Below are 23,129 nucleotides of genomic sequence, written 5' to 3'. Positions count from 1 at the left end.
CGCACCGTCCCGCGCCCGGGCAGCCCGGGCTGGACAACCGCCACCGGCGGCGGGGAGGATGCCCGTCGAACCGGCGTTCGTGCCGCACCTAAGGAGATTTCCGGTGTCCCCCTCCACCGAGCACGGCCGGCCCCATCCGGAGACCAGCACGCTCGCCCTGAGCCGGGACGGCCGGCCGGTCTCCGACCGGGGCGACACGGTCTGCGTGATCGGCGCCGGGGCCAGCGGCCTCACCGCCGTCAAGAACCTCGCCGAGCACGGCTTCGGCGTCGACTGCTACGAGCGGGAGACCGGCGTCGGCGGCGCGTGGAACTGGCGGCACGACCGCAGCCCGGTGTACGCCAGCACCCACCTGATCTCGTCCCGGCCGTTCACCCAGTTCCCCGACTTCCCGATGCCGGACTCCTGGCCGGACTACCCGCACCACAGCGAGCTGCTGTCCTACTTCGAGCGCTACGCCGACCACTTCGACCTGCGCCGGCACATCTGGTTCGGCACCGAGGTGGTGCGGGTCGAGCCGGCGGCCGGCGACCGGTGGGACGTCACCACCCGCAGCACCGGCGGGTACGGCCCGGAGCGCACCTCCCGCTACGCGGCGGTGGTGGTGGCCAACGGGCACAACTGGTCGCCGAAGCTGCCCCGCTACGAGGGGCTGGAGGAGTTCCGGGGCGAGATCATGCACGCCTCGTCCTACAAGGACCCGGCGCAGCTGCGCGGCAAGCGGGTGCTGGTGGTCGGCGCCGGCAACACCGGCTGCGACATCGCCGTGGAGGCCGCCCAGCAGGCGTCCCGCTGCTGGCACTCCACCCGCCGCGGCTACTGGTACGCCCCGAAGTACGTCCTCGGCCGCCCGGCCGACCAGGTCAACGACACCCTGCTGGCGCTGCGGGTGCCACTGCGGATCCGGCAGTGGCTCTACCACCGGACGCTGCGGCTGACCGTCGGCGACCTGACCCGGTTCGGGCTGCCGAAGCCGGACCACCGGGTCTACGAGACCCATCCGATCGCCAACAGCCAGCTGGTCTACTACGTCGGCCACGGCGAGATCACCCCGGTGCCGGACGTCGCCCGGTTCCACGCCGGCGGGGTGACCCTCACCGACGGCCGGGAGATCGACCCGGAGCTGGTCGTCTTCGCCACCGGCTACCTGCCGCGCTTCGAGTTCCTCGAACCGAAGATCCTGGGTGACGAGGACGGTTCGGGCCGGCCCCGGCTCTGGCTGAACGCCTTCGCCCCCGGCCATCCGACCCTCGCGGTGGCCGGCCTGGTGCAGCCCGACTCCGGCATCTTCACCCTGTCGCACTGGCAGACCGTGCTCTTCGCCCGGCTGCTCCTGCTGCGGCTGAGCCGGCCGGACCGGGCCGCGGCCTTCGCGGCGAAGGTGGCGGCCGGCGCGGGGGAGCGGTACTCGGGGAAGGTCAAGGACAGCAGCCGGCACTGGTTCGAGGTGGGCCACGCCGACTACCTGCGCGCGGTGCAGCGCGCCCTCGACGAGCTGGAGAAGACCTCATGAGCGAGCGGCTGCGGATCATGCGGGGCCGGGAGTGGGCCCGCCCGGTCCGCCCGGTCCGGCGGGAGGTGCTGGGCGCGGCCCCGGAGCTGGAGGAGGGGCGGCCGCCGCTGCTCTTCGTACCGGGATTCGGGCACGGGGCCTGGGCGTTCGCCGAGCACTGGCTGGAGCACGCCGCGTCCCGCGGCTTCCCGGCGTACGCGCTGAGCCTGCGCGGGCACGGCGGCAGCGGGCCGGCGCCGGACGCGACGCTCCAGTCGTACACCCATGACGTGGTCCAGGTGGCGGCGGGCCTGCCGCGCCAGGCGGTGCTGGTGGGGCACGGCGCCGGGGCGCTGGTGGTGACCCACGCGCTGGCCCGCTACCCGGCCCGGGCCGCGGCGCTGGTCTCGCCGGTGCTGGGCGGCTGGTCGACGTTCGGCGCGGCGCTGCGCCACAACCCGGTCGGTACGCTGCCCGCGCTGGTCGGCGGGGCGCTGCGGCTCAACCGGAGACAGCTGTTCAGCCGGGAGCTGCCGGAGGCCGACGCGCGGCGGCACGTCGCCCGGCTCGGCCGGGCCGGGCGGCGCGCCCAGTGGGAGCTGCTGGCCGGCCGGGAGGCCGAGCCGGCGGTGGGCCGGCCGCCGGTGCTGGTGCTGGGCAGCCCGGACGACCGGGTGGTCCCGTCGTCCGCGCTGACCCGGGCCGCCCGCCGGTACGCCTCGGCGCCGCTGCTCTTTCCCGGCATGGGGCACGACCTGATGCTCGACGCCCGCTGGCGGGAGCCGATCGACGCGATCCTCGACTGGCTGGTGAAGGACCCGCAGCGGGCGTGACCCGGTCGGTCAGCCGGTGGTGCCGAGCCGGGTCACCAGCGAGCCGGACTCGTCCAGGGCGCTGAGGTAGGAGCGGGCCCAGGCCCGGATGTCGTGCCGGTGCAGGTGCGCGCGCATCGCCCGCATCCGGTCGCCGGCGTCCTCCGGGCCGGCCCGCAGCGCCGCCAGCAGCTCCTGCTTGAGGCCGTCCAGGTCGTGCGGGTTGACCAGGTACGCCTGGGTCAGCTCGGTGGCCGCGCCGGCGAACTCGCTGAGCAGCAGCGCGCCGGTGTCGTCGACCCGGGCCGCCACGTACTCCTTGGCGACCAGGTTCATCCCCTCCCGCAGCGGGGTGACCGCCATGACGTCGGCGACCCGGTAGAGGGCGGCCAGCTCGACGCGGTCGAACGGCTGGTTGAGGTAGTGGATCGCCGGTTCGCCGACCCGGCCGAACTCGCCGTTGATCCGGCCGACCTCGCGCTCCACCCGGTCCCGCAGGATCTGGTACTGCGCCACCCGCTCCCGGCTCGGCACCGCCACCTGGACCAGCACCGTGTCCCGGACCTTGACGTCACCGCTGGCGAGCAGCTCGCTGTAGGCCTTCAGTCGCTGCTCGATGCCCTTGGTGTAGTCCATCCGGTCGACGCTCAGGATCACCTGCGCGGGATCGCCGAGGTCCTGACGCAGCCGGCGGGCCCGCGCCGTCACGTCGGGCCGCCCGGCCAGCGCGGCCATCTCCGCGGTGTCGATCGAGACCGGGTACGCCCCGATCCGGACCACCCGGTCGTCGACGCCGATCCGCCGGTCGGTGGCCGGCAGCTCGAGGACCTTGGCCACCAGCTGGGCGAAGTTGTGCGCCGCCTGGGCCCGCTGGAACCCGATCAGGTCGGCGCCGAGGATGCCGCGCAGCAGCTCGGCCCGGCGGGGTAGCTGCATGAACAGCTCCGGTGGCGGGAAGGGCACGTGCAGGAAGAAGCCGATCCGCAGGTCGGGGCGGAGCTCGCGGAGCAGGCCGGGGACCAGTTGCAGGTGGTAGTCCTGCACCCAGACCACGGCGCCCGGCTCGGCCACTGCCGCCGTGGCCTCGGCGAACCGCTGGTTGACCCGCTGGTACGCCTCCCACCAGCGGCGGTGGTATTCGGGTTGCTCGATGGCGTCGTGGTAGAGCGGCCAGAGGGTCGCGTTGGAGAACCCCTCGTAGTGGTCGCGCAGGTCCTCGGGGCTGAGCGGGACGGTGTGCATGCGGACGCCGTCGACGTCCGGGAGGGCGGGGGCCGGCCCGCTGCCGCCGGCCCAGCCGACCCAGGTGGCCGGGGTGTGCCGCAGCAACGGGTGCAGCGCGCTGACCAGCCCGCCGGGGCTGCGGCGCCACTCGCAGGCGCCGTCGGGTGCCACGCTGTCGTCGATGGGCAGCCGGTTGGCCACCACCACGAGGGAACTCTGTCGCATCTCGGGCATTCCGATCCGCAGCGGACCGACCGCCGCGAGCAAGGAACAACCGGACAGTCGGTGAAGGAAGTGACGTACAGCGATATTCCTACTGACCGTAAGTTACACCACTGTTATGCGGCTGTCCGGGCCGGCCGGCGTCCCGGGATACGGGCGGCCGGCTCCGCCGGCGGGCGCCGAGGGTCAGACGACCGCGCCGTCGTCGGGGTCGTGATCGTCCTCGTCGCCGGGGCGCAGCCGCCAGATCAGCGTGACGAAGCCGGCGAGGATGCCGGTGAAGCCGAGCAGGGTGACGACCGAGGCGTCCACCGGCAGCAGCGCCGGGTTGAGGAAGAGCACGAACCCGACGACGATCGCCAGGACGCCGACCACGGCGTACTTCGACACCCGGGGCAGCGGCGGGGGCGGCGGCGGGGTGTAGCCCTCCTCCGCGTCGTCCGGCAGGTCGGCGCCGAAGGTGTCCAGCCCGTCCAGCAGGGACGGCTCCTCGTGCCGGTCCCGGCTCACCGAGATGCCGGAGATGTCGGCCGCGTACGGCAGCCGCCGCACGTCCGTGGCGGTGGGGCCGGTGGGCTCGTCGGCGCGGGACGCGGTCGGGCCGCCGGCCGGGCCGGCCGGGTCGGCGGGGTCGGCGGGGTCGGCGGGGTCGGCGGGGTCGTCCGCGACGTCCTCCGCCGCCGGCCAGGGGTGGCTGCCGGCCGCCGGGGCGTCGTGGAAGGCGGCGACGATCCGGTCCCACTCGGCGTCGACGTCCGGCTCGGCGCGCGGCGGCTCGGGGGTCGACTCGTCGGCGAGTTGGGTGAGGTAGTCCCGGGCGGTGATCAGGTGCGAGCGGTCCACGTAGAGCCGGTCGACCGGCCGGGACGGCACGGTGGTGGTGCGGGTGATCGGGTTGAGGTCGGCCGAGGGCTGCAGGTAGGCGGCGATGCCGCCGGCCGCGAGTACGTCGAGCAGGTGCTCGCCGACGCGCGGATCGACGTCGCCCGCGACGGCGTAGTCGCTCGCGTCGAGCCCGTTGTCCCGCCGTCCCCGGCGGGCCCCACCCGCTGACACCGGACATCCTCCTCCGCGCACCTCGCGGTGCGGTCGCATCGGCGCCCCGTACGCCGTGCCCTGAATCGTGACACGTCAGGACCCGGTTCCGGGAGTGCGTTGTGGCGTGCCGCTCTCGGTTCGTAGGCTCAGGGCCGACGATCCCGTCCGCCGACGGCGCCTCCGGCGGGGTCGCCGGGTCCCCCCGGCGGCCCGGCCCGCCCGACCGGCGATGGTGTCGCCGCCACCTCCTCGGGAAGGACACCGTTGCTGTACTGGCTGATGAAGTACATCATCCTCGGCCCGCTGCTCAAGCTGATCTTCCGTCCGCAGGTCGAGGGCCTGCACCACCTGCCCACCAGTGGTCCGGTGATCCTCGCCAGCAACCACCTCTCCTTCTCCGACTCGATCTTCACGCCGCTGGTCGTCCCGCGAAAAGTCACTTTCATCGCCAAAGCGGAATACTTCACCGGTAAGGGCATCAAGGGCTGGCTCACCAAGGCATTCTTCGCCGGCACCGGCTGCATCCCGGTCGACCGCACCGGCGGCCGGGCCGCCCAGGCGGCGCTGGACACCCAGCTGAAGGTGCTGCGGGCCGGCGGCGTCGCCGGCATCTACCCGGAGGGCACCCGCTCGCCGGACGGGCGGCTCTTCCGGGGCAAGACCGGGGTGGCGCGGCTGGCCCAGGAGAGCGGTGCCCCGGTGGTCCCGATGGCCATGCTCAACTCCGACGAGATCCAGCCGACCGGGAAGATCATCCCGAACCTCGGCCGGGTGCGGATCCGGTTCGGTGCTCCGCTGGACTTCTCCCGCTACGCCGGGATGGCCGGCGACCGGTTCGTCGAGCGGGCCGTCACCGACGAGATCATGTACGAGCTGATGGAACTCTCCGGTCGCGAGTACGTCGACATGTACGCCGCGAAGCTGAAGAACCAGCCGGCCGACCCGGCGCCGCGGGAACCCGTCGCCGCCTGAGCCGGGGACGCCCGCGCGGGGCACGCCTGACGTGGTGCCGCCCGCCGCGCCGGGGCGCCGCCCGGACCGTCAGGCCCGACGCGCCGGGGCCGGGTCGGCGAGCCGGAGCAGACCCGGCACCCGGTTGCGGTCGGCGAACTCGCGTACCCGCTCCCGCACGGCCGCCGCCGCCACCGGGTCGACGGCGGCCAGCGCGCCCACCGAGAGCGCGGCGGTCAACACGTGGTCGGTGGTGTCGGTCATCCGCGCGTAGCTCTCCGCCGCCGCACCGAACAACCGCGCGGCGGTGCCCGGGTCGCCCTCGGCCAGGGCCAGCGTCGCGTCGGCGACCTGCCCGGCCGCCCCGGCCCAGGGCGTCATCCGGGGCGCCCGGCCGAGCATGTCGTGGACCAGCCGGGCCGCGTCCGGGCCGAGCACCGCGGCGACGTGGCCCACCGCCGGCACCCACTCGGCGAACGGGATCATCCGGGTCCGCCGCCAGTCCTCGTCCAGCTCCGTCAGCAGCCGCATCGCCTCGTCCCGCAGGCCGCGTACCGCCCGGCAGAGCGCGGCGTGCGCCAGCGTCGAGCGCAGCACCCGGTGGAACCCGCTGCGCCGGGCGGCGACCAGCGCGCGTGCCACGTGGTCCGGCTCGCCGCGCCGGCCCTCGGCCGGGACGACCGGACCGGCCGGGACGTCGGTGCGCAGCGCCCGCATCCAGCCGGAGACGGCGACGATGTGCAGGTCCCACTCGGCCGTGGTGGGGTGGCGGGTCGACTCGGCGGCCATCTCCAGCGCCGACACCCAGTCGCCGGCGTAGTAGGCCCGGGCCCACTGGTCGGCGAAGCTCGTCACCAGGCTGCGCCCGCCGCCCAGATCCAGCGAGCGCTGCTCGTCCACCAGCCGGGCCGAACCGGCCAGGTCGCCCTCCTCCTGCGCCGCCCAGGCTAGGTTCTGCACCGCCCGGCGCCGGCTGGTCAGCCGCTCCACCCGGCAGTGCTCGGTCACCTCGGCCAGCTCCGCGTACCCGTCCCGCTCGCCGGCCATGAACCGGGCCACGGCCAGGGTGATCCGGGCGTTCGCGCGGACCTCGCTCAGCTGGAGCCGTTCGGCCAGCTCGGCCGCCGACCGGGCCGCCGCGCACGCCGGATCGGTCTCCGCGTTGAACATCCGGACCCGGGCCAGCTCCAGCAGGGCCTCCGCCTTCTCCTCGGTGTCCGGCAGGTCGGCGTAGATGCCGATCGCCCGGTCGAGGCAGCGCAGCGTCTCCGACCGGTCGGCCCGGGTCCAGGCGGCCGTGGCCAGCAGCGTCCAGGCCCGGGCCGCACCCGTCCGGTCGCCGGCGTCGTCCAGCTGGCCGGCCAGCTCGGTCAGCGTCGCGGTCCCGCCGTCGACCAGGAACGCGTCGCTGTCGCGGTAGAGCGCCAGCTCGGCCGCGAAGAGCTCCAGCCTCGGGTCCGGGTCGGGGCTGACCGCGAGGGCCCGGTCGACCAGCGTCGCGGCGTTGTCCAGCGCGTGCAGCGCGTACGCCCGGCGGGCGGCCCGGTGCAGGGCGGTCCGGGCCGCCGCGGCGTACGGGGCCGGGTCCAGGCCGATCGTGCGGGCGATCTCATGCGCGGTCCAGCGGTGGTTGGCGAGTATCTCGGCCAGGTCGTGCTGCCGCCCGTCGGTCAGCTGCTCCAGCCAGTCGGCGGTGCGCTGGTGCCGCACCACCCGCTCGGCACGGGGCAGCCGCTGGTAGCAGACGTCCCGCACCAGGATGTGCCGGAACCGGTACTCCGGCTGCCCGGGCATGGTGGCGGCGGGTAGCTCGTACACCATGTCCCGGCGTTGCAGCCGGTCCAGCGCCCGCTCCACCCACTCCACCGGGCGGCCCAGCGCGGTCGCCACCGGCGCCGGCCAGAACTGCACCCCGACCACCGCGGCGGCCTGGAGCACCGCCCGGTCAGCCGGCTCGAGCAGGTCCAGCCGGTTGGCGATGACCGCCTGCACCGTGCGCGGCATGCCCGGGCTGCCGGCCGGGTCCAGCCGGGCGGCCGGCTCCAGCAGCCCGCCGTCCAGCAGCATCCGGGCGTACTCCTGGGCGTAGAGCGGGTTGCCGTCGGCGAACTCGATCAGCGGCGCCCGCGCCGCGGCCGGCAGCGCGGCCTGTCCGAGCAGCAGCGAGTAGAGGGTGTCGATGTCGCCGTCGTGCATCGGGGGCACCGAGATGGACATCGCGCCGCTGATCGTGCCGGTCCACGCCGGGTGGCGCTCCCGCAGCTCCGGCCGGGCGGTCGCCACCACCAGCAGGGGTACGCCCCGGGCGGCCGCGCCGAGCTGCTCGACGAAGGTGAGCATCGCCTGGTCGGCCCAGTGCATGTCCTCGAAGACCAGCACCGTCGGGCCCTGCGCGGCCAGGGCGAGCAGGAACCGCCGCCAGGCGGCCTCGGTCTCACCGGGGTTGAGCCGCTCCCCGGGTATCCCCAGCAGCGGGCCGAGCGCCCCGGTCAGCCGCGCGGCGTGCGGATCGGCGAGCTGGCCGAGCCGGCGCCGCAGCCGGTCCCGCAGCGCCTCCGGGTCGTCGGTCTCCGGTACGCCCACCCAGCCCTTGACGATGTCCGCCAGCGCGGCGTAGGTGACGTTCTCGCCGAACGGCGGGCACTGGCCGACCAGCCAGGTCACCCGGTGCCCGGGGAGGTTGGCGGCGTGCCGGGACAGCTCGCGCAGCAGCCGGCTCTTGCCCACCCCGGCCGGGCCGAAGACGGTCAGCAGCTGGGAGGTGCGCTCGTTGACGCTGCGGTGCAGCGCGCTGACCAGCAGGCCGCGCTCGTGGTCCCGGTCCACCATCGGGGTCAGCTCGGCGCCGCGCGGGTCGGTACGCGGCCGGGGCCGCACCGCCAGCCAGATCCGGCTCACCGCGCTGCGGCCGCGCAGGGTGACCGGCGGGCGGTCCACGTACTCCATCTCGTGCCGGGTGGCCGACCAGGTGCTCTCGTCGACGACCACGCCGCCGGGCGGTGCGAGGGCCTGCAACCGGGAGGCCGTGTTGACCACGTCCCCGGTGACGAAGGCCTGCCCGCCGTCGCGGGTGGCGGAGAGGTCGACCAGCGCCTCGCCGGTGGCGATCCCGACCCGGAAGCCGAGCGGCGGCTGCGGGCCGGCGGCCTGACGGGTCAGGTTGCGTTGCAGCTCCAGGCCGGCCCGGACGCAGCGCAGCGCGTCGTTGTCGGTGGCGACGGGGGCGCCGAAGAGCGCCATCACCGCGTCGCCGATGTACTTCTCCACCACCCCGCCATACTGGTGGACCAGCTTGCGGACGGTGGCGAAGTACGCCTGCTGCAGGCTGCGCGCCTGCTCCGGGTCGGCCCGCTCGGCGTACGTGGTGAAGTCGACGATGTCGATGAAGAGCACGCTGACCTGACGGCGGTCCTCCTGCATCACGGTCACGTGGTCGCGCAGCGGCTGGCCACAGTTGGTGCAGAAGTTGGCCTCCGGGCTGTTGACGTGCCCGCAACCGGAGCAGCCGAGCGCCAGCGCCTGTCCGCAGCCGCCGCAGAAGCGGTCGTCCGGCCCTGCCGCCCGGGAGCAGTGTCCACACTTGAGGTCGATGACGAGCTCCGTACGTGAGGAGGCCCCAGTATCCGGCGCCTGCGGTCAGTCGGGTACCCGACGTGCGGGCGGACCCTGCGACTGAACGGCCGGGACTAGTGTTCCCCACGAGGAAATTTCGCCGTCAGGAGAGTGCCGTGCAGGTACGACTGTCCGCCTTCTGGACCGACCCGGACGGGACGGTCCGGTCCCCGGGCGAAGCGGTAGACGTTGACGCGGTCACTCTCGCCAGACTGGAGGAGCAGGGCATGGTAGAGAACCCGGACGGCCGGACCAGCGCGCCGGACCCGACCACCACCAGCACGTCGACGACCACGTCGACCGATCCGCAGAAGATCGGCCCCGGGCCGACCACGCCGCCGGAGAAGATCGGTCCCGGCCCGACCGCCCCGCCCGCGGACGAGACCAGCGAGTGACCCACCGGCGCGGCCGGCGGACCGACGATCCGCCGGCCGCGCCGCGTTTCCGGCCCGGCCAGCGCCGGCCATGGTGGACGGAGCTGGTCAGCGATCGTTCATGCCGGCGCGCCGGCGCAGCGCCGAGACGTCGGTGACCACGATCCGCCGGCCCTCGGTGCGCAGCCAGCCCCGGCTGGCGAAGGACCCGATCGCCTGGTTGACGCTCTGCCGGGAGCCGCCGGCCATCTCCGCCAGCTGGCTCTGGTTGAGCTCGATGGTGATCATCGGGGCCTGGCTCTCGCCGGCCAGCCGGACCAGCGTCTTGGCCACCCGGCCGGGCAGGTCCAGGAAGACGTGGTCGGCGTTCTGCTCGGTCAGCCGGCGGATCAGGCCGCCGAGCGAGCGCATCACCGCGTCGAGGATGCGCGGGTTGGAGTGCACCAGCTCCATGAACGCGCCCCGGCTCAGCGCCAGCGCGGCCGTGTCCTCGATCGCCTCGGCGGACGTCGACCGGGTCGAGGCGTCCAGCAGCGAGACCTCACCCAGCACGTCCGGCGGACGCATCACGGTCAGGATGGCCCGTTCGCCCGTGGTCGCGGTCCGGAAGACGGCGACCGCCCCGCGGCGCAGCACGATCAACGACTCGCCGGGGTCGTTCTCGACGAAGAGCAGCTGACCCTTGCGGTAGGTGCGTGGCACCGCCGCGGCGATCACCCGCTGCCGCACCTCCGGTTCGAGCCCGGCGAACATCTCCACGCCCGTCAGGGCGTCACCCGGCTCCGGCAGGCGCATCTCCACGGCCCAACCCCTCCCCGGTCACGGACCACAACTCGCCCACCGGGTGAACAAGGTGAACTGACACCGGTTCGGCGTCCGGTAGCGGTACACATCAGATCATGACGGTCCAGTCGCTTGCTGTACACCCCTCAAATCGCCTCCGTGACAGTCCCGAGCTTCGGTCGGCAGGCTGAGGTGCGCGGCCGGCACCGCGGGCGTCCCGACGGGCCGGGCCGCGGGCGTACGCCGGCACGCCGGACCCGCCCGGCGGCGCGTGACGGCCGTGGGCGAGGATGGGCGGCGATGGTCTACCGCTACTTCTACGACTGCGAATTCATCGAGGACGGCCGGATCGTCGACCTCGTGTCGATCGGCGTCGTCGACGAGTACGGCCGCGAGTTCTACGCGGTCTCCACCGAGTTCGACGACTCCCGGGCCGTGCCCTGGGTGCGCCGCAACGTCCTCGACAAGCTGCCGTCCCCGGCCGACCGGGCCTGGCGCTCCCGGGAGCGGATCCGCGACGACCTGTACGAGTTCCTGATGGAGCCGGTCCGGGACCGCCCCGGCGAGCAGCTGGAGCTGTGGGCCTGGTACGCCGCGTACGACCACGTGGTGCTCGCCCAGCTCTGGGGGGCGATGCCGGCCCTGCCCCGGGAGATCCCCCGGTTCACCAAGGAGCTGCGGCAGCTCTGGGACGACCGGGGCCGGCCCCGGCTGCCGGACGCCGAAGCGGACCGGCACGACGCGCTGGTCGACGCCCGGCACAACCTGTCCCGCTGGCGGGCGATGACCGGCGCCTGAGCCGGCGCCGTCCGGTGCTTCGGCCCTGGTCACTGGTAGGGAACTCCCAGGTTTGACCCGTTCCGTCCCGGGCGCCGTTTTCGGTATCCGACGCGAAGGGGTACGTCATGTCCGAGGAGCCGACCAGCACCGCCGACGCCCGACGCCGGGTGACCGAGCTGATCCGCCAGGCCCGGATCTGCATGCTGACCACGATCGGGGTGGACGGCCGGATGGTGAGCCGGCCGATGGCGCTGCAGGAGGCCGAGTTCGACGGCGACCTGCGTTTCTTCGCGTACGCCGCCTCGGCGAAGGTGCGCCAGATCCGGGTCAACCCGGAGGTCAACGTCGCCTTCTCCGACCAGAGGCAGCACGCCTGGGTGACGGTGTCGGGCACCGCCCAGGAGGGGTACGACCGGGCCCGCGCCGAGCAGCTGTGGAACCCGATCCTCACGACCTGGTTCCCGGACGGCCTGGACACCCCCGGGCTGACCCTGATCAAGGTGCACGCCAGCTCCGCGGAGTACTGGGACTCCCCGAGCAGCACGGTGGTCAACCTGTTCGGCTTCGCCAGGGCGGCGGCGACCGGCAGGCCGCCGACGGTGGGTGAGAAGCACGAGGTCAGCTACTGACGGGTAGCCGCCCCGGCGGGTGGACGGGGGCCGGGGCACGCTGTCGTCGTCCTCTCGCGGCGACTAAAGTGCGCTCTGACGGCCCGCCCCGGGCCGGCAACGGCGCCGACGGTCTGATCCGACCCATATCCTGGGGCTTATCCGGGCTTCATCTGATGCTCCAGGAGGATGAGCAGATCATGCGTATCGGCGTGCTCACCGGCGGCGGCGACTGCCCGGGTCTCAACGCGGTTATTCGGGCGGTGGTCCGTAAGGGCGTCGCCAGCTACGGTCACGAGTTCGTGGGCTTCCGGGACGGTTGGAAGGGCCCGCTGGAGGGTCTGTCCCGGCCGCTGGGCATCGCGGACGTCCGCGGCATCCTGCCGCGCGGCGGCACCATCCTCGGCTCCTCCCGCACCAACCCGTTCAAGATCGAGAACGGGGTCGAGCGGATCCAGGACAACCTCGCCGCGCAGGGCGTGGACGCGCTGATCGCGATCGGCGGCGAGGACACCCTCGGCGTCGCCACCAAGCTGCACGAGCTCGGCGTCAACGTGATCGGCGTGCCGAAGACGATCGACAACGACCTCGGCGCCACCGACTACACCTTCGGCTTCGACACCGCGGTCAACATCGCCATGGAGGCGATCGACCGGCTGCACACCACCGCCGAGAGCCACCACCGCACCCTGGTCGTCGAGGTGATGGGCCGGCACGCCGGCTGGATCGCCCTGCACGCCGGCCTGGCCGGTGGCGCCAACGTGATCCTGCTGCCGGAGCGGCAGTTCGACGTCGAGCAGGTCGCCGGCTACGTCGAGAAGCGCTTCCAGCACCAGTACGCCCCGATCGTGGTGGTCGCCGAGGGCGCCCAGCCGCTGGACGGCCAGATGGTCCTGCACAACCAGGAGCTGGACTCGTTCGGCCACGTCCGCCTCGGCGGCATCGGCCAGTGGCTCGCCGAGCAGCTGGAGGCGAGGACCGGCAAGGAGGCGCGCACCGTGGTGCTCGGCCACATCCAGCGCGGTGGCACGCCGAGCGCGTTCGACCGGGTGCTCGCCACCCGGCTCGGCCTGCAGGCGATCGACGCGGCGCACGAGGGCGACTGGGGCAAGATGGTCGCGATGCAGAGCACCGACATCGTCCGGGTGCCGCTGGCGGACGCCACCCGCGAGCTGAAGACCGTGCCGCTGGAGCGGTACGCCGAGGCCGAGGTCTTCTTCGGCAGCTGATCCGAGAGTCGGCGGAGCGGCAGGCCACCCGGTCCGCCGCACCACCGGCCCGCCGCGGCGGGGAAAGGGGTACGGCGGAATGTCACCCGGGGTGCACACGGTCGCGGTGATCGGTGCCGGCAAGATCGGCGAGCTGATGCTCTCCGGCCTGCTGCGCTCCGGCTGGCCGGTGGAGCGGCTGCTCGCCACCGCCCGGCGGCCCAGCCGCGCCGAGGAGCTGACCGCCCGGTACGGCGTACGGGTGGTCGACAACCTCACCGCAGTCGACGAGGCGGCGGTGCTGGCGATCTCAGTCAAGCCGCAGGACGCGGCGACGCTGCTCGACGAGATCGGCCCGAAGGTGCCCGCCGGCAAGCTGGTCATCTCGCTCTGCGCCGGCCTGCCCACCAGCTTCTTCGCCCGCCGGTTACCCGAGGGCACCCCGGTCGTCCGGGTCATGACCAACACTCCGGCGCTGGTCGACGAGGCGATGACCGCGATCTCGGCCGGCGCCCACGCCACCGGCGTGCACCTGGCGCTGGCCGAGGAGATGTTCCAGCCGCTGGGCGCGACGATCCGGGTGCCCGAGTCCCAGCAGGACGCGGTGACCGCCCTCTCCGGTTCCGGCCCGGCCTACTTCTACCTCCTGGTCGAGGCCATGATCGACGCGGGCATCCTGCTCGGCCTGCCCCGGCAGGTGGCGCACGAGCTGATCGTGCAGACCGCGATCGGCTCGGCGGTGATGCTGCGGGACTCGGGTGAACACCCCGTCAAGCTGCGCGAGGCGGTCACCTCGCCGGCCGGTACCACCATCTCCGCCGTCCGCGAGCTGGAGAAGCACGGCGTACGGGCCGCCCTGCTGGCCGCGCTGGAGGCGGCCCGAGACCGGGCGCGCGAGCTGGCCGCCGAGTCCGGCTGAGGCCGGCTGCGCATTGACCGGGCGCGCGAGCTGGCCGCCGAGTCCGGCTGAGGCGGGCTGCGCATTGACCGGGCGCGCGAGCTGGCCGCCCTGTCCGGCTGAGGTCCGTGCCCCATACTGGCCCGGTGTTCACTCTCGCCCAGTCGCGCCACCTGGTGGCCACCCTGCGCCCGCGCGTCGCCGAGCTGATCCGGCTCCGCGCCGACCTGGCCGAGCTTCGCGCCGACCTGGCCGACCGGGGTGCCAGCCCGTTCGGCGGCCTACCCGAGGTCAAGGGGCTGGAGGCCCGGCTGCACGCGATCGTGGACGAGCTGAACGAGCACGAGATCCAGGTCAAGGGCATCGCCCCGGTGCTGCTCGACTTCCCCGGCGAGCGGGACGGCCGGCCGGTGCTCTGGTGCTGGCTGGAGGGGGACTCCGACGTGCGCTGGTACCACCGGCTCGAGTGCGGCTTCGCCGGCCGCCGCCCCGTCTGAGCTCGGCGGGGACGCCCGACCCGGGGCCCACCGGGGTCTCCTCTTATCCCGGTGGCGCCGGCCCGTAGGCCGTCGCTACGGTCCTGGTCATGATCGAAGCACGCCGGGCCACGGCCGACGACGCGTCCGAGATCGTCCGGCTTCGGGGCGTGATGCTGGCGTCGCTGGCCGGGGCCGATCCGGCGCCCGGCCCGTGGCAGCAGGCCGCCCGGGAGACGCTGCGCGAGCGGCTGACGGACCCGGCGGAGCTGATGGCCGCGTTCGTCGTCGACGCGCCGGACCGGGGCGGGGAGCTGGCGGCCTGCGCGGTCGGCACCGTTGAACGCCGCCTCGGCGGCCCGGGCAACCCCAGCGGCCTGACCGGGTACGTCTTCAACGTGGTCACCGATCCCGGCCATCGCCGGCGGGGCTGCTCCCGGGCGTGTATGGAGGCGCTGCTGGACTGGTACCGGCGGCTCGGCGTGCTGAGGGTCGACCTGCGGGCGTCCGAGCACGGCGAGCCGCTCTACCGGTCGCTCGGGTTCCGGCCCACCTCCGGACCTACGATGCGGCTGACCCTGCCGGTCACCCACCCCAGCACCCTCGAACCGATGACCGGGAGGCCCGGATGTTCGCCCTGCCCCTGACCGCCGACGCCGAGCTGAGGCCGCTGCATCCCTGGCAGGCGCAGGAGTTCCTCGCCCACCTCGAGCGGGCCCGGGAGCACATCGCGCCCTGGGTGTCGCCGGCGTTCGTGGCGACCGACCTCGACTCGGCGCGCGCCGTGCTGCAGCGCTACGCCGACCGCTCGGCGCGGGACGCCGGCGGGATCTGGGGCATCTGGTGGGAGGGCATCCTCGTCGGCGGGGTGATGTTCGTGTCGTTCGACGCGGCGCTGGGCATCTGCGAGGCGGGCTGCTGGCTGGAGCCGGGCGCGGAGGGCCGCGGGCTGGTCACCCGGGCGGTCGAGCGGGTGGTCGACTGGGCGGTGGGGGAGCGCGGCATCCAGCGGGTGGAGTGGCGCACCAACGCCGGCAACGTACGCAGCATCAAGGCGGCTCGGCGGCTGGGCATGACCCGCGACGGCACGCTGCGGCAGGTCTACCCGGACGGCGCCGGGGGCCGGATCGACCTGGAGGTCTGGTCGGTGCTGGCCGCCGAGTGGCGGGCGCGCGGCTGACCCGGCGCCGAGCGGGGCCCGACCGGCTCCCGTCGTCCGGTCGGGCCCGGGCCCGTCAGTTGTCGGCGTACCGGCGGGCGGCGGCCAGCGCGGCGCGCAGCTTGTCGGTGCCGGTCGGTGCGGCCCGTTCCCAGTCGGTCGGGTCGGCCGAGTAGAGCGCGGCGTAGGCGGTGGTGTCCCGCTGGAAGCGCCATCCTTCGGCGAGCGGACCCACGTCGACCGCGTCGTAGCCGAGCGAGTCGAGGAACGCGGTGACGGTGGCCTTCGCCCCGGCGTCGTCGCCGGCGATCGGCAGAGCGCTCCGGTCCGCCGCGCCGCCCGGTCGGGCCAGGGCCAGCAGGTGCTTGAAGTAGACGTTGTTGAAGCCCTTGACCACCGTGGACTCCGGCAGGTGCCGCTGGAGCAGTTCGCTGGTGGTGGTCGACTCGTCGTCCAGCTCGGGGAAGCTCCCGTCCCGCTCCGGGTAGTAGTTGTTCGTGTCGATGACGATCTTGCCGGCCAGCGGCTCCACCGGTACCCCGCGGTAGGCCCGCAGCGGGATGGTGACAACGACCAGGTCGCCCGCCGCTGCGGCCTCGGTGGCGGTGGCCGCCCGGGCCCGCGGGCCCAGATCGTCCACCAGGTCCTTGAGCGTCTCCGGTCCGCGCGAGTTGCTGAGCACCACGTCGTGGCCGGCGGCGACCGCCAGCCTCGCCACGGTGCCGCCGATGTTGCCGCTGCCGATCAGTCCCACAGTTGTCATGTCCGTGCCAACCGCCACGGGCCCGACGGAATTCCCGACCGGGACGGTAGGGAAGGCCATGACCCCGGCCACGATGTCAGGCGTCGTGGATAGCCTGCGGGCTCCACAGGGGAGCGGATGACGGAGGAATCGATGGGGACCTGGGCGGCGGGACCGTTCGACAACGACGTGGCGGCGGACTGGTGCGATGACCTGGACGAGGCGTCGCCGGAGGAGCGTCCGGCACTGGTGGAGCAGGCGCTTCAGGAGACGGTTGACGAGACGGCCCATCTCGACGCGGTGCCCGCCACCGAGGCGGTGGCCGCGGCGGCCGTCGTCGCCGCTCACCTGCCCGGCGGTCCGTCCATCGAATCGTCGTACGCGCCGGATTTCCTCACCTCCGGTGGCCGGCTCACGTTGCCCGGGCACCTTCCCGCGCTGGCCCTGCGGGCGCTGGACCGGGTGCTCGCCGACGACTCCGAGCTGGCCGAGCTCTGGGCCGAATCGGGAGAGCTGGACGAGTTTCTCGCCGCGCTCGCCCCGATCAGGGCTGTGCTGGCGCCCAGGGCAGACGCCGTGCCGGGGGCCGAGAGGATCACCGGATGGACGTGGTGACGCGGCTCACCGCTCGCCCGGGCCCGGTACGCCGCGCCAGACCGCGACCACCACTCGTTCCCGCCGCTCGCCGGTGGCCGGGTCGGCCCAGACGAAGACCACCGGCAGCGCGGCGGCGAACAGCTCCCAGACGAACGGGGGCAGGTCCTCGGCCGCCATCCGGATGAAGCCGCTGGCCGCGTCGACCTGCCCGAGCAGGTGGTCGAGGACGAAGCGCCGCCGGTCCGCCGGATCGAGGCCCTCGGGGACCGGCGGCAGCCGCCGGACCCGGCCGTGTTCCCGCAGCACGTCCTCGGGGACCTCGGCGTCCAGGGTCACCCGCCCGCGGTCCAGGGCGTGCTGGATGCTCACGTGGTGGGCGGCCGGTACGAGGTCCGGCGGCAGCATCCCCTGCACGGCGAAGTACATGACCGCCCCCTCGGTACACCTCGTCGCTCATCGTATTTCGGTGCGTACGCAGCGACTGGCCCGGCGGCGGTCGGATGTCCGACGGTCAGGCGGCGGGGAGCACCTTCTCGACCGCGGCGCGCAGCTCGGCGGAGTCCGGCGTGACGGTCGGCGCGAACCGGGCCGCCACCGTGCCGTCCGGCGCGACGAGGAACTTCTCGAAGTTCCACCGGACGTCGCCGGTGTGGCCCTCGGCGTCGGGAGTGTCCACCAGCGACGCGTAGAGCGGGTGCCGCGCAGGGCCGTTGACGTCGACCTTTTCGGTCAGCGGGAAGGTGACTCCGTAGTTCACCTGGCAGAACTCGCCGATCTCGTCCGCCGTGCCCGGCTCCTGGCCGGCGAACTGGTTGCACGGCACGCCGAGCACCACCAGGCCGCGGTCGGTGTACTGCTCGTACAGCTCCTGGAGTCCGGCGTACTGCGGGGTGAGGCCGCAGCGGGACGCCACGTTCACCACCAGCAGCGCACGGCCGCGGTAGTCGGCGAGGTGGGCCGGGCCGCCGGCCAGGGCGTCGATCTCGGTGTCGAAGACGGTCATGTGGCGAGGCTACGCGCCAGCGACGGCTGGCCGGGCCAGGGGAGAAGAAATCGATACATGCGCATCTTGACTAACTGATGACGGCGTGAGTAGCGTCTCACCATCCTTTTGGAAAGTTTCCTAACTGTTTGGGGAGACGCCACATGAAGAGATCGCTCCGCCGGGCCCTCTGGGCCGGCGCCGTGGTCGCGGTGACCGTCGCGACGGTTCCGATGGCCACCGCGTTCGGCGCCGGGAGTGTGACCGCCACGTTCGCCAAGGTCCAGGACTGGGGGACCGGTCACGAGACGAAGGTGACGGTCGCCAACGGCTCCAGCACCACCGTGGACACCTGGCGCATCGAGTTCGACCTGCCCTCGGGCACCACCATCGGCAGCTTCTGGGACGCCGACGTCACCAGCAGCGGCAACCACTACGTCGCGGTCAAGAAGAGCTGGGCCGGCGGGCTCGCCCCCGGCGCGACCTTCAGCTGGGGCTACAACGGCACCGGGCCGTGGAAGGCCCCGCTGAACTGCACCATCAACGGCGCGTCCTGCGGTGGTGGCGGCACCCCGACGACCAGCGCGCCGCCGCCCACCACGGCACCGCCCACCACCGCACCGCCGACGACGGCGCCGCCCACGACCACCCCGCCGACCACCACGCCGCCCCCCACCACGGCCCCGCCGGACCCGGGCGGCAAGAAGGTGGTCGGCTACTTCGCCGAGTGGGGCGTCTACGGCCGCAACTACCACGTCAAGAACATCGCCACCAGCGGGTCGGCCGCCAAGCTGACCCACATCCTGTACGCCTTCGGCAACACCACCGGCGGGCGCTGCACGATCGGCGACAGCTACGCCGACTACGACAAGGCGTACACCGCGGCCGACAGCGTGGACGGTGTCGCCGACACCTGGGACCAGCCGCTGCGCGGCAGCTTCAACCAGCTGCGCAAGCTCAAGCAGATGTACCCGCACCTGAAGGTGATCTGGTCCTTCGGCGGCTGGACCTGGTCGGCCGGCTTCACCCAGGCCGCGCAGAACCCGACCGCGTTCGCCGACTCCTGCTACAACCTGGTCGAGGACCCGCGCTGGGCGGACGTCTTCGACGGCATCGACGTCGACTGGGAGTACCCCAACGCCTGCGGCCTGCAGTGCGACGCCAGCGGCCCGAACGCCTTCAAGAACGTGGTCGGCGCGCTGCGCGCCAGGTTCGGCTCGTCCGCGCTGGTCACCGCCGCCATTACCGCCGACGGCAGTGCCGGCGGCAAGATCGACGCCACCGACTACGCCGGGGCGGCGCCGTCGCTGAACTGGCTCATGCCGATGACGTACGACTACTTCGGCGCCTTCAACGCGCAGGGCCCGACCGCCCCGCACTCGCCGCTCACCTCGTACGCCGGGATCCCGCAGCAGGGCTTCAACTCGGACGCCGCGATCCAGAAGCTCAAGGCCAAGGGCATCCCGGCGAGCAAGCTGCTGCTCGGTATCGGCTTCTACGGCCGGGGCTGGACCGGGGTGACCCAGGCCGCCCCGGGCGGCATGGCCACCGGCGCCGCGCCGGGCACCTACGAGGCGGGCATCGAGGACTACAAGGTCCTCAAGAACACCTGCCCGGCCACCAGCACCGTCGCCGGCACGGCGTACGCGCTCTGCGGCACCAACTGGTGGAGCTACGACACCCCGTCCACCATCAACGGCAAGATGACGTACGCGAAGAACCAGGGCCTCGGTGGCGCCTTCTTCTGGGAGCTCTCCGGTGACACCGGCACCGGCGAGCTGATCGGCGCCATCAAGGGCGGTCTCGGCTGAGCCGAGCGCCGACGCACCACCCGCCGGGCGGGGAGGGACCACCCACCGGTCCCTCCCCGCCCGGCGGGTGCGCTCAACGTCGCGCGGCCCGGTCGCGGTGCTCGCGAGGCGAGAGCCCGTAGGCGGCCCGGAAGGCCCGGCCGAAGTGGGCCGGGTCGCGGAACCCGGAGCGGGCGGCGACCTCGTGCACGGTCAGGTGGGCCGATGCGGGGTCGGCCCGCCGGCTGGAGATCCATTGCTCCTAACAGTTAAGAGTGTTAACTGAAAGTTTCGGGTACGACGGCCTGCCATGCAATTACGTCGATGTGACAGACTCGCCGCTCGACGTCTCTCGACAGCGCACCCGGGGGGAGGACCTCATGGGCCCGAGGCACCGCAGATGGGCCGGCGGCGTGGCCGCCCTCGCGTTCCTGCCGCTCACCCTGCTCGGCTGCGGGTTCGGCGGCGACGACGAGGAGGGGGGCGCCGAGGCGACCCCGCGGGCCCCCGCGGAGGAGGCCGCCAACAAGTCCCGCGAACGGGTGCAGGCCTACCTCGACGCGATGGCCGCCAAGGACGTCGACGCCGGCCGCAGCCAGCTCTGCGCGCCCATGCACGAGGCCTTCGACGCGGCGGCCACCGGCCCGAACGGCGACTTCGCCGACCACTTCGAGGTGCCGAAGGCGGCCATCACCGACGTCCGCCCCGGCGCGCGCGGGCAGGAGGTCAGCACCTCCATCACCGTCTCGGTGGGGTCGCGGGAGCTCACCAAGCCGCTGCTGTTCACGGTCACCCGCGGCGGCGCCGACTGGTGCATCTCCGGCGAGGCGCCCGGCGGGGCCACCCCCGCCCCGGCCGTCACCCCCTGACCCTCCCATCTGCCGGAACCCTTACCCTCGCCGCCGGGCCACCCCGGCCGTCGCCGTACGCTTCCTGTCATGCGCCATGAGTGGCATCAGCTGAGCTATCCCGCCGTGAGCAGCCCCGGGCTGCAGACCAGCCGACCCACCGTCGACTCAGCCGAGGACGCCGCCCTCGGCCTGGACCGATGGCGGGACCTGCCCCGGGCGCAGACCCCGCCGTGGTCCGACCCGGCCACCGTCGCCGAGGTCTGCCAGGTGCTCGACACCGTCCCGTCGGTCGTCGCGCCCTACGAGGTGGACCAGCTCCGGCAGAAGCTCGCGCTGGTCTGCGAGGGCAAGGCGTTCCTGCTCCAGGGCGGCGACTGCGCCGAGACCTTCGCCGACAACACCGAGAGCCACCTGCTGGCCAACGCCCGCACCCTGCTCCAGATGGCGATCGTGCTGACGTACGGAGCCTCGCTGCCGGTGGTCAAGGTCGCCCGGGTCGCCGGGCAGTACACCAAGCCCCGCTCGCTGCCGACCGACGCGCGCGGGTTGCCGGCCTACCGCGGCGACATGATCAACTCACTGGAGGTCACGCCGGAGGCGCGGGTCGCCGACCCGCAGCGCATGATCCGGGCGTACGCGAACTCGGCCGCGGCGATGAACATGCTCCGGGCGTACCTGGCCGGCGGGCTGGCCGACCTGCACGCGGTGCACGACTGGAACAAGGGCTTCGTCAAGAACTCCCCGGCCGGCGAGCGCTACGAGGCGATCGCCCGGGAGATCGACCGGGCGCTGGCCTTCATCCGCGCCTGCGGGATGACCGACGACGACGCGCTGCGCACGGTCACCCTCTACTGCTCCCACGAGGCCCTGGCCCTGGAGTACGACCGGGCGCTCACCCGGGTCTCCGGCCGGCAGGCGTACGGCCTCTCCGGGCACTTCCTCTGGATCGGCGAGCGCACCCGGCACATCGACGGCGCGCACATCGACTTCATCTCCCGGATCGCCAACCCGATCGGGGTCAAGCTCGGCCCGACCACCACCCCGGACGAGGCGATCGAGCTCTGCGAGAAGCTCAACCCGGAGAACATCCCCGGCCGGCTCACCCTGATCAGCCGGATGGGCAACCACAAGGTCCGCGACGCCCTGCCGCCGATCGTCGCCAAGGTCACCGCCGCCGGCGCCAAGGTGGTCTGGCAGTGCGACCCGATGCACGGCAACACCCACGAGTCCTCCAACGGCTACAAGACCCGGCACTTCGACCGGATCGTCGACGAGGTGCTCGGCTACTTCGAGGTGCACCGCGGCCTGGAAACCCACCCGGGCGGCCTGCACGTCGAGCTGACCGGCGAGGACGTCACCGAATGCCTCGGCGGCGCCCAGGGCATCGAGGACCTCGACCTGCCCGACCGGTACGAAACCGCCTGCGACCCGCGACTGAACACCCAGCAGTCGCTGGAGCTGGCCTTCCTGGTTGCGGAGATGCTGCGTGGCTGATTTCGTTGATCTTCGGTCCGACACGGTGACCCGGCCCACCGCCGGGATGCGCGAGGCGATGGCCACCGCCGAGGTCGGCGACGACGTCTACGGCGAGGACCCCACCGTCGCCGCGCTGGAGGCCGAGGTTGCCGCCCTCTTCGGGCACGAGGCGGCGCTCTTCGCCCCCACCGGCTCGATGGCCAACCAGATCGCCCTCCAGCTCGTCGTCCCGCCCGGCGACGAACTGCTCTGCGACGCCGACGCGCACGTCGTCACGTACGAGATCGGCGCGGCGGCCGCGTACGGCGGGATCTCCTCGCGGACCTGGCCGGCGGTCGGCGCGGACATCGACCCGGACGTGGTCGCCGGCATGATCCGGCCGGACGGCTACTTCGCGGTGCCGACCCGGGCGATCGCCGTCGAGCAGACCCACAACCGGGGCGGCGGCGGGGTGATCCCCCTCGCCACCCTGCGCGAGCTGCGCCGGGTCGCCGACGACAACGGCCTCGCCCTGCACTGCGACGGCGCCCGGATCTGGCACGCGCACGTCGCCGACGGCGTGCCGCTGGCCGACTACGGCGCGCTCTTCGACACCCTGTCGGTCTGCCTCTCCAAGGGCCTCGGCGCGCCGGTCGGGTCCCTGGTGCTCGGCAGCGCCGAGAAGATCGCCCGGGCCCGGTTCCTGCGCAAGCGGATGGGCGGCGGCATGCGGCAGGTCGGCGTCCTCGCCGCCGCCGGCCGGTACGCCCTCGCGCACCACGTCGACCGGCTCGCCGAGGACCACGCCAAGGCGGCCCGGCTCGCCGAGGCGATCCCCCCGTTCGGGGTGCTCGCCGGCCAGGTCCGGACGAACATCGTCCCGCTGGACCTGACCAAGCACGCGCTGGACGCCAAGGCGCTGGCCGCCGCGGCCCGGGCCGAGGGCGTACTGATCTCGGTGCTCGGCCCGCGCACCGCCCGCCTGGTCACCCACATGGACGTCGACGACCCCGCCGTCGACCGCGCGGCTACCGCCCTCACCCGCCTCCTCCGCGCCTGACCCGCCCGGCCCCGG

24 protein-coding genes are annotated in these 23,129 nt (G+C 73.4%); 16 read left to right on the top strand and 8 right to left on the bottom strand.

Features of this window, described 5'->3' with window-relative positions; all coding sequences use genetic code 11:
- Positions 1 to 103 precede the first annotated feature (103 nt).
- The gene (locus ACLQ2U_RS06360) at positions 104 to 1,513 is read left to right on the top strand and encodes a flavin-containing monooxygenase (RefSeq protein ID WP_425749588.1); all 1,410 of its coding nucleotides are present in this window, start codon (positions 104 to 106) and stop codon (positions 1,511 to 1,513) included.
- Positions 1,510 to 2,325 carry an alpha/beta hydrolase gene (locus tag ACLQ2U_RS06355; protein WP_425749587.1) on the top strand — a complete coding sequence of 272 codons (816 nt, stop codon included), beginning with the start codon at positions 1,510 to 1,512 and terminating at the stop codon, positions 2,323 to 2,325. The genes ACLQ2U_RS06360 and ACLQ2U_RS06355 overlap by 4 nt, the downstream gene beginning before the upstream one ends.
- A 9-nt stretch (positions 2,326 to 2,334) precedes the next feature.
- Here the strand turns inward: ACLQ2U_RS06355 and ACLQ2U_RS06350 are convergent, their stop codons facing one another.
- Positions 2,335 to 3,753, bottom strand: a complete 1,419-nt coding sequence (locus ACLQ2U_RS06350) for an alpha,alpha-trehalose-phosphate synthase (UDP-forming) (protein ID WP_425749586.1) — start codon at positions 3,751 to 3,753, stop codon at positions 2,335 to 2,337.
- Positions 3,754 to 3,936: 183 nt separating this feature from the next.
- On the bottom strand, positions 3,937 to 4,806 hold the full coding sequence (locus tag ACLQ2U_RS06345) for a DUF308 domain-containing protein (RefSeq protein WP_425749585.1): 870 nt from the start codon (positions 4,804 to 4,806) through the stop codon (positions 3,937 to 3,939).
- A 246-nt stretch (positions 4,807 to 5,052) separates the two neighbouring features.
- Here ACLQ2U_RS06345 and ACLQ2U_RS06340 point away from each other — a divergent pair, with 246 nt between their 5' ends.
- Entirely contained in the window at positions 5,053 to 5,760 is a 708-nt protein-coding gene (locus ACLQ2U_RS06340; RefSeq protein WP_425749584.1) for a lysophospholipid acyltransferase family protein, read from the top strand.
- 69 nt (positions 5,761 to 5,829) lie between these two features.
- On the opposite strand, the gene ACLQ2U_RS06335 is transcribed toward ACLQ2U_RS06340, so the two are convergent.
- Positions 5,830 to 9,330 (bottom strand): adenylate/guanylate cyclase domain-containing protein, encoded by a 3,501-nt coding sequence (locus tag ACLQ2U_RS06335; protein WP_425749744.1) that lies wholly within the window; start codon positions 9,328 to 9,330, stop codon positions 5,830 to 5,832.
- 137 nt (positions 9,331 to 9,467) lie between these two features.
- On the opposite strand from ACLQ2U_RS06335, the gene ACLQ2U_RS06330 reads away from it, so the two are divergent.
- A complete protein-coding gene (locus ACLQ2U_RS06330) occupies positions 9,468 to 9,746 on the top strand; it encodes a hypothetical protein (RefSeq protein ID WP_425749583.1) in 279 nt (92 codons plus the stop codon).
- Positions 9,747 to 9,833: 87 nt separating this feature from the next.
- Here ACLQ2U_RS06330 and ACLQ2U_RS06325 read toward each other — a convergent pair whose 3' ends face one another.
- Positions 9,834 to 10,526: a Crp/Fnr family transcriptional regulator gene (locus ACLQ2U_RS06325; RefSeq protein ID WP_425749582.1), complete on the bottom strand. Its 693-nt coding sequence runs from the start codon at positions 10,524 to 10,526 to the stop codon at positions 9,834 to 9,836.
- Between the two features lie 282 nt (positions 10,527 to 10,808).
- Between ACLQ2U_RS06325 and ACLQ2U_RS06320 the strand changes: the two genes are divergently transcribed.
- From ACLQ2U_RS06320 to ACLQ2U_RS06290, 7 genes are all read left to right on the top strand, one after another.
- Positions 10,809 to 11,306, top strand: coding sequence for a polyadenylate-specific 3'-exoribonuclease AS (locus ACLQ2U_RS06320; protein ID WP_425749581.1), 498 nt, complete (start codon positions 10,809 to 10,811; stop codon positions 11,304 to 11,306).
- A 107-nt stretch (positions 11,307 to 11,413) separates the two neighbouring features.
- Positions 11,414 to 11,917, top strand: coding sequence for a pyridoxamine 5'-phosphate oxidase family protein (locus ACLQ2U_RS06315; RefSeq protein WP_425749580.1), 504 nt, complete (start codon positions 11,414 to 11,416; stop codon positions 11,915 to 11,917).
- Positions 11,918 to 12,096: 179 nt separating this feature from the next.
- Positions 12,097 to 13,125: a 6-phosphofructokinase gene (locus tag ACLQ2U_RS06310; RefSeq protein ID WP_425749743.1), complete on the top strand. Its 1,029-nt coding sequence runs from the start codon at positions 12,097 to 12,099 to the stop codon at positions 13,123 to 13,125.
- A 79-nt stretch (positions 13,126 to 13,204) separates the two neighbouring features.
- Positions 13,205 to 14,023, top strand: a complete 819-nt coding sequence (gene proC / locus ACLQ2U_RS06305; protein WP_425749579.1) for a pyrroline-5-carboxylate reductase — start codon at positions 13,205 to 13,207, stop codon at positions 14,021 to 14,023.
- A gap of 125 nt (positions 14,024 to 14,148) precedes the next feature.
- Positions 14,149 to 14,499, top strand: a complete 351-nt coding sequence (locus ACLQ2U_RS06300) for a DUF2203 domain-containing protein (protein ID WP_425749578.1) — start codon at positions 14,149 to 14,151, stop codon at positions 14,497 to 14,499.
- Positions 14,500 to 14,588: 89 nt separating this feature from the next.
- On the top strand, positions 14,589 to 15,125 hold the full coding sequence (locus ACLQ2U_RS06295) for a GNAT family N-acetyltransferase (RefSeq protein ID WP_425749577.1): 537 nt from the start codon (positions 14,589 to 14,591) through the stop codon (positions 15,123 to 15,125).
- Complete coding sequence (locus ACLQ2U_RS06290) at positions 15,107 to 15,658, top strand: GNAT family N-acetyltransferase (RefSeq protein ID WP_425749576.1); 552 nt, start codon at positions 15,107 to 15,109, stop codon at positions 15,656 to 15,658. Before ACLQ2U_RS06295 ends, ACLQ2U_RS06290 begins: the two co-directional genes overlap by 19 nt.
- 55 nt (positions 15,659 to 15,713) lie before the next feature.
- On the opposite strand, the gene ACLQ2U_RS06285 is transcribed toward ACLQ2U_RS06290, so the two are convergent.
- Entirely contained in the window at positions 15,714 to 16,400 is a 687-nt protein-coding gene (locus ACLQ2U_RS06285) for an NADPH-dependent F420 reductase (protein ID WP_425749575.1), read from the bottom strand.
- Between the two features lie 117 nt (positions 16,401 to 16,517).
- Between ACLQ2U_RS06285 and ACLQ2U_RS06280 the strand changes: the two genes are divergently transcribed.
- Positions 16,518 to 16,994 carry a DUF4259 domain-containing protein gene (locus ACLQ2U_RS06280; RefSeq protein ID WP_425749574.1) on the top strand — a complete coding sequence of 159 codons (477 nt, stop codon included), beginning with the start codon at positions 16,518 to 16,520 and terminating at the stop codon, positions 16,992 to 16,994.
- Between the two features lie 6 nt (positions 16,995 to 17,000).
- Here the strand turns inward: ACLQ2U_RS06280 and ACLQ2U_RS06275 are convergent, their stop codons facing one another.
- Both ACLQ2U_RS06275 and ACLQ2U_RS06270 read right to left on the bottom strand, forming a co-directional pair.
- Positions 17,001 to 17,402, bottom strand: coding sequence for a hypothetical protein (locus ACLQ2U_RS06275; RefSeq protein WP_425749573.1), 402 nt, complete (start codon positions 17,400 to 17,402; stop codon positions 17,001 to 17,003).
- An 85-nt stretch (positions 17,403 to 17,487) separates the two neighbouring features.
- On the bottom strand, positions 17,488 to 17,979 hold the full coding sequence (locus ACLQ2U_RS06270; RefSeq protein WP_425749572.1) for a glutathione peroxidase: 492 nt from the start codon (positions 17,977 to 17,979) through the stop codon (positions 17,488 to 17,490).
- A gap of 143 nt (positions 17,980 to 18,122) precedes the next feature.
- Between ACLQ2U_RS06270 and ACLQ2U_RS06265 the strand changes: the two genes are divergently transcribed.
- Positions 18,123 to 19,769, top strand: coding sequence for a glycosyl hydrolase family 18 protein (locus ACLQ2U_RS06265; RefSeq protein ID WP_425749571.1), 1,647 nt, complete (start codon positions 18,123 to 18,125; stop codon positions 19,767 to 19,769).
- Positions 19,770 to 19,842: 73 nt separating this feature from the next.
- Here the strand turns inward: ACLQ2U_RS06265 and ACLQ2U_RS06260 are convergent, their stop codons facing one another.
- Positions 19,843 to 20,001, bottom strand: a complete 159-nt coding sequence (locus ACLQ2U_RS06260; RefSeq protein WP_425749742.1) for a helix-turn-helix domain-containing protein — start codon at positions 19,999 to 20,001, stop codon at positions 19,843 to 19,845.
- Positions 20,002 to 20,128: 127 nt separating this feature from the next.
- Between ACLQ2U_RS06260 and ACLQ2U_RS06255 the strand changes: the two genes are divergently transcribed.
- The 3 genes from ACLQ2U_RS06255 to ACLQ2U_RS06245 all read left to right on the top strand — a co-directional run bounded on the left by ACLQ2U_RS06255 (position 20,129) and on the right by ACLQ2U_RS06245 (position 23,114).
- On the top strand, positions 20,129 to 20,617 hold the full coding sequence (locus ACLQ2U_RS06255) for a hypothetical protein (protein ID WP_425749570.1): 489 nt from the start codon (positions 20,129 to 20,131) through the stop codon (positions 20,615 to 20,617).
- 69 nt (positions 20,618 to 20,686) lie between these two features.
- Positions 20,687 to 22,093 (top strand): class II 3-deoxy-7-phosphoheptulonate synthase, encoded by a 1,407-nt coding sequence (locus tag ACLQ2U_RS06250; RefSeq protein WP_425749569.1) that lies wholly within the window; start codon positions 20,687 to 20,689, stop codon positions 22,091 to 22,093.
- Positions 22,086 to 23,114 (top strand): threonine aldolase family protein, encoded by a 1,029-nt coding sequence (locus ACLQ2U_RS06245; protein WP_425749568.1) that lies wholly within the window; start codon positions 22,086 to 22,088, stop codon positions 23,112 to 23,114. Before ACLQ2U_RS06250 ends, ACLQ2U_RS06245 begins: the two co-directional genes overlap by 8 nt.
- Positions 23,115 to 23,129: the final 15 nt, after the last annotated feature.

This window comes from Micromonospora sp. DT47 (assembly GCF_049844475.1).
Lineage (GTDB): Bacteria > Actinomycetota > Actinomycetes > Mycobacteriales > Micromonosporaceae > Micromonospora.
The sequence above is the reverse complement of the archived record's forward strand: the minus strand, read 5'-3'. Positions and strand labels throughout refer to the sequence as shown.